Origin of the sequence: Reinekea sp. G2M2-21, assembly GCF_015687175.1 — a bacterium.
Classification (GTDB): domain Bacteria; phylum Pseudomonadota; class Gammaproteobacteria; order Pseudomonadales; family Natronospirillaceae; genus Reinekea.
In genome coordinates, this window is the sequence record NZ_JADPQG010000018.1 from 1 (window position 1) to 5,222 (window position 5,222).

Below are 5,222 nucleotides of genomic sequence, written 5' to 3' on the forward strand. Positions count from 1 at the left end.
TGCTAATGATTCAAACGAATTCACCAATTGAATAGTCAAACCGGCCCTTAGGGTAAACACCGATATTTAATCTATCTTTTAATTCGTCAGGTCCAAAACGAATACAGATACTAAACCTATCTGTTTCTCTATCGTCATTATTAGGTACATAGTGAAACAGTGATGTATTTATCACTACTAAGTCTCCAATGCTAGGCACTATTTTTAGTGACTGATCTAGCAACTCTTTTTCGCACCTTCCGAGCAAAACCTGTTGATCTTTGTGCGATCTTGGCACAAGCACTAGTGGCGAAGAGTCTGTAACTGACTGTGGGTATATTAGAAAATTAAAAACATTGCATTTGAAGGGCTTACTGGTGGGGTCTATATCTTGATGCCAACCGATACCGCGCCCTGATCCTTTTGGACTGTACTGCATCATACTGAAGTAAAACTTTAGGTCATCATCAATTAATTCTGCTGTTTCCTGTACTGATTGAACTACCGAAGCAAAGCTACTAAATGCAGATTCTATGTTCATGTAAGTTAAACAGGTAGACTTAGAACGAGCTGCAAAATCTGCATCATCTTCAGTCCTACCTATATCCTCATCAACCAATTTCTCCTTTACTTCTACTAGTTCCTTAGCAATTTTTTCACTATAGAAATTTTTGAAGACTGTATATCCTTCTCTATCTAGTTCCCTAATATTTTCTAACATGATTTCTATTAACTTCCTTTCGAAAAATACCATGGTTACCTGAACAGCACTTAGTAACTGTCATGATACTTGAGCTCACATGAGTTGTTTTACTATGCTTTATTGAAAATTCCAGACCATTATTTTCTCAAACTCAACAGATATCTTTCTTACTACATCATCAATTGTTGATTTGCAAAATTGCTTAGCTGAGTACTCTACATCTAGATTGAGAGATGCCCCTGATTCCTCTACTACATTAATTCGAAAATCGTAGTCTTTTATCACTTCTTCTTCTGACTCGGAAGGAATATGAATCGAATATTCGTTTGGATCTTTTGTAGGCGCTCCCCAATATACAATCCTGATTTTTGGAAATGAAATTGACTCCAGCCTCTTGAATCGTTCCAAATTAAAACTTAAAGCCTTTTCATGATAATAATCGAATAAACTCAAAATTGACGACACGTCTACATCGCGATCTACAGCTAAATCTCTTTCATTAAAATATATTGGGGTGTCTTGTACCATCCAACCGATAACGTTGCTAAGATCCAATTCCAATCCGACCAAGTCTCTCCCAGTTTCCTCAAATCGAATACTTCTATAACCGAACTCATTATTTAAGATACGTGCAACAGAAAGGCAAAACAAATAAGCCCTTTCCCGTGTATTAACTTTTCCTTTATCGTCAAATGAAGCAGCAACAACATACTTCTGACACGCGCTATCCAAACTGCTATGTGCACACTCCATTAGCTCATATCTTACGTCTTCACTAGGACTATTTACGAATTCTAATATTTCATTAACATTGAACTCATGTCGGAATGAGCTCTTGTACGATATCAGTTTTTCACAATATTCAATGTAAGAAGTTTCTTTATTTTTTAGCAAAACTCTCAGTTTTGGAAGATCGTGCGATCCAAGACATATCCAATTTTTTAAGTGCACGAATGATACAAAGTCGGAAACTGTATGATGCACACATATATAGATAAAATTAGACTGTAGAAGAGCATCTTTGAACAAACAGACCACCAATAATGGCCCCTCAAAAACATCAATCTCAGCTTTAGATCGCCGGCATTCTTCGACAACTTTCTTAGAAATCTCATTGCCATCTTCCAAAACCCTATCGACTTCCAATGAAGAAAATCCATACAGATTGGTGCTATCAATAACAATTCTTTTATCTAATATGTCTCTGAGTTTCAGTCCAAGTCCCTCAGCACTGCTACAGATGACTTCCAACACATCATCCAATCCATGCTTTGGTTCTGGAATAGAAAACAATCCATCAATCACAAAACTGTTCCTTCCTTTGTTAGATGAATTAGTTTTCATTGATAGTAAGTGGTTTGGTGGTAAGGATTGGACATCCAATTGATAAAGCACATCTTGTTTATCTTTGCACTGCTCGCTTATTGAACCGACCATCTCCATCACATGATCTACTTCTTCAGAAAATGGCTTCGAAAAGTCAAATGATTGAAGATTCAACATGTATCCTTTCGATTCAATTTCATTCACTAGGTAGATCAAAGTTATAGAGTCACCACCTAACTCTATGAAGGAATCCGACTCCTTGACATCTGCTAGCTCTAAAACGTTTTCAACACTACTAATTAATGCACTTAGTCTTTGATCTTCAAACCTATCGTTAGTGTTCATTTCCAAAGTACCGATTACAGCTTACTCTCAAGCTTGAATTGCCTTTCAGATGAAAGTACTCAAATGACATTTATTTTGGAGAGTACAGTTCAAAATTTGACACGAATGCGAATCATAGCCATTAGCATAATCTTTACTTTAATAATTATCTAGTCATTAGTTATTATTATTAGGAAATGGTATTGCCAAAGAATACACTTTCATAATATGCAATAAAGTATTGCGCGAACGTTAATCGAACAATTAATGGTTGAATTAAAATTTTGAATTTCTACCTTGAAAAAGAGTCGATAAAGTTTAGGTAGATTGGCAAGGTGCATTAGTTCGATATGCTCAGACACTGAATTTTTTGACTGTAAGGTCAAAATCTTTATTTCCCGCAACACAAATAGCTACTCGATAATTTGGCGGAATACTTAAAGACCTGAAGAAATAGTTTTGCGTAGTTATATTTTTTAAATGACTATTAATTAACGTGTAGCATCCATCTTTAACTCCGAATTCAAATGAGCCTAGAGAAACAGATAGCCCTTCACCCGTGGCTTTTAGAAATGATTCCTTTAGCGTCCACAAATCAAAGAAAGCGCATGCTCTATTTCCACTAGAAAATGACTCGATGTAAGCACATTCTTGAGGTGTAAATATGTTCGTCCATAGCTCACGCATATCATTAGCACCATTTACTATCTCTATATCTATACCAACATCCTTTCCCGAAGTAATTGCCCAGACTACGCAATCGGAAGTATGACTTAGATTAAATCGTACTTCACAATCACTATCGAATAAAATTGGCTTACCGTTTTTAACTTTTGAAAACACCAGATCTTCCGGTTTAGCACTGATATATTTCGACAGCAACAACCGCGTTACTGCCCTTGTTACTAGAGCAGAGTGCCTATCTCTTCCCCTTCTGAACTGTGAAATTGTAAATTTTTCTTCATTGGAAATGATTGAGGTTAGATTAAGCAACGTCTTTTCATAAGTTACTTCTGATGGCTTTAAGTAATATAAATCTACCATATCCTTTTCCAGAAAATTAACTCCGAGTTTATAAGACCAACGAAAATTCCTGTTAAAGTAGTTTGAGTCACCAAAAAGTGTAATGTCCGTTACTAACAAGTTCACAAATTAGATAAATTAACAATCACATTCTTCAGGAATGCATGGCCTAGAACCTCATATAGTACTATTATTGTAGGGTAATAGTAACATTTATATGCGGATAAAATGAAGGACATTTATACTACTCAATTGACGAAAACCGATATCGAATTGAATGCCCATAGGGAGATGGTTGGTGGTTTGTGGGATGAAATCGGAGGTCTGCACCTAACGTTTTTAGTTAATGAAGGATTACTTCCAAGCCACGATGTTCTAGATATAGGTTGCGGTTGCTTAAGAGGAGGAATCCCATTGATCAGATATTTGGAGAATTATCGTTACTACGGAATTGACAAAAATAAATCTCTTGTTCAAGCGGGTCAGATTGAGTTACGTAAGTATGACTTGACCGATAAGGATCCATACTTAATCGTGAACGATCAATTCTTAATAGGCAATATTAAAAAGAGGTTTAAATACATTATTTCTGTATCACTTTTTACGCATCTCACTTTAGATGCCATAGATTCTTGTTTAAAACTTGTACGCGAGTACCTTTCTTCATCTGGTACATATTTCTCAAGTTTTTTCTTAGCACCATCGCCACAGTATAGCGACTCAATTACTCAAGATAAAAAAGGAAAGCAGTCTCACTTGGATCGACCACCATATCATTACTCTCTTGTTGAACTTAAACAGATTGCTAATCGCAACGGCCTGGAAACTGTTTATTTGGGAGAGTGGGGTCATCCTCGGAACCAAAAAATGATCGCTTTTAAACTCGCCTAAATCAAAGTAACTAAGTAGCTATTTTATCCAACCCTTTGTTTGAGTGGTTTCGTGTAAGGAGAGCGACTGATTACTCAGACCGCCGCCTCTCAGAACCGGACGTGGGGAACTACCGCATACGGCTCCCGAATAAACTGGCTCCCCAGCCATTTCAATGATCGTTAAAGTACTGACGTAACTCTTAAGTGCTCCTTTTCTGGAAACCTGAAAGCCTTCAGGACCATAAGATATTTCTTCCATGTCAGCTTTCGATTTCCTCCACGGCGATTAAACCATTGGAGCAGAATACGTTTGCTCAGCAAGATGAAACTATTCACACGCTTTCGGCTGTAAGAAATGTTGTGGCAATTCACCCATCCCGTCACAACCCGCACGACCGTTTTAATCAACTCAGGCGTGTCTTTCGTGGTGAGATGTTTCCGCAGGAACAGCCGTAATCCTTTTAACTTCGAAGTAAAGCGATCGCGGCGGCTGGTATACCTTAATGTCCAGTAGCCGCGCCTTGAGCGCCCCTAGTAGCAGGTAAACCCCAGAAATTGAAAGGTAGGCAGTCGGTTCTTGCTTTGCGCAGCGCGTTTGGCATTGCTATGGCCCGCAGGACAAATCGACGATTTATTTTGGTGCATATCCAGTCAAAATTTCGCTAAACGCTTCAGCAACACTCGAAAGAAACGCTGTGCTTGCTCTTTGTGCTCGTACGTAAACACCATATCATCGGCGTACCGAATAAGCTCAGTCGGTAATCCCCCCGGAAATTAACAGGGGTCAAAAGTAGAGTTTTCTCGTAACCTATGCGCAGGAGATTCTGCTTTGAAAAAATCACGTTTTTCCGACAGCCAGATCCTGGCCATTCTGAAACAAGCTGAAGCGGGTACGCCAGTACCAGAGCTGTGCCGGGAGCACGGCATGAGTAATGCCACATTCTATAAGTGGCGCGCCAAGTATGGCGGTATGGACGCATCGCTGATGGCTCGCC

At 38.5% G+C, this 5,222-nt stretch carries 5 protein-coding genes; 2 read left to right on the forward strand and 3 right to left on the reverse strand.

Annotated features, from left to right (window positions below; genetic code table 11):
* Positions 1–10: 10 nt before the first annotated feature.
* From IYN85_RS25305 to IYN85_RS25315, 3 genes are all read right to left on the reverse strand, one after another.
* The gene (locus IYN85_RS25305; protein ID WP_196161770.1) at positions 11–700 is read right to left on the reverse strand and encodes a phytanoyl-CoA dioxygenase family protein; all 690 of its coding nucleotides are present in this window, start codon (positions 698–700) and stop codon (positions 11–13) included.
* 99 nt (positions 701–799) lie between these two features.
* Positions 800–2,353 carry an acyl carrier protein gene (locus tag IYN85_RS25310; protein ID WP_196161771.1) on the reverse strand — a complete coding sequence of 518 codons (1,554 nt, stop codon included), beginning with the start codon at positions 2,351–2,353 and terminating at the stop codon, positions 800–802.
* Between the two features lie 333 nt (positions 2,354–2,686).
* A complete protein-coding gene (locus IYN85_RS25315; RefSeq protein ID WP_196161772.1) occupies positions 2,687–3,376 on the reverse strand; it encodes a 4'-phosphopantetheinyl transferase superfamily protein in 690 nt (229 codons plus the stop codon).
* 207 nt (positions 3,377–3,583) lie between these two features.
* Here IYN85_RS25315 and IYN85_RS25320 point away from each other — a divergent pair, with 207 nt between their 5' ends.
* Together IYN85_RS25320 and IYN85_RS25325 are read left to right on the forward strand one after the other, a co-directional pair.
* The gene (locus IYN85_RS25320) at positions 3,584–4,246 is read left to right on the forward strand and encodes a class I SAM-dependent methyltransferase (protein ID WP_196161773.1); all 663 of its coding nucleotides are present in this window, start codon (positions 3,584–3,586) and stop codon (positions 4,244–4,246) included.
* Positions 4,247–5,056: 810 nt separating this feature from the next.
* Positions 5,057–5,222, forward strand: a 166-nt coding sequence (locus tag IYN85_RS25325; protein WP_196161774.1) for a transposase, incomplete at its 3' end; no start/stop codon positions are given.